Annotated in this window: 1 protein-coding gene; it reads right to left on the bottom strand. The window is 72.4% G+C overall.

Features of this window, described 5'->3' with window-relative positions; translation table 11 throughout:
• The coding region (locus tag GVL52_RS32775; protein WP_200848086.1) for a transglycosylase domain-containing protein at positions 1 to 384 on the bottom strand (384 nt) is incomplete at both ends.

The raw sequence follows: 384 nt of genomic DNA, 5'->3' as shown, positions 1-384 counted from the left end.
GCGTTCGCCCGACAGCAGCAGGTTCTTGGCGAGCTGCTGCGTGATGGTGGAGCCGCCGCGGATGCGGGCCGGCCGCGCCGCGCGCCCGGGCTGGGCATCCTGCAGCCGCGCGGCGTGCGCCTCGGCGCGCGCGTTGCGTTCCCAGGCCTTCTCCACCGCGGTCCAGTCCACGCCGTCGTGGTTGACGAAGCCGTCGTCCTCCGAGGCGATCACCGCGCGCTTGAGCGTGTCCGCGATGCGGTCGTAGGGCAACCATTCCTGGCGCCAGTGCAGGCCGTCGCCCGCCGCCACCTGCGCCCAGATTTCGGAGCGCTGGAAGCTGGTGGACTGCGGATCGATGGCCGCCATCGCGGCGATGCGCAGCACGAAGAACAGCTGCAGGGC

It is taken from the genome of Rhizobium sp. 18055, assembly GCF_902706285.1.
Classification (GTDB): Bacteria; Pseudomonadota; Alphaproteobacteria; order Rhizobiales; family Rhizobiaceae; genus Rhizobium.
Note: the sequence above shows the minus strand (reverse complement) of the source record. Positions and strands in the feature narration are given on the sequence as shown.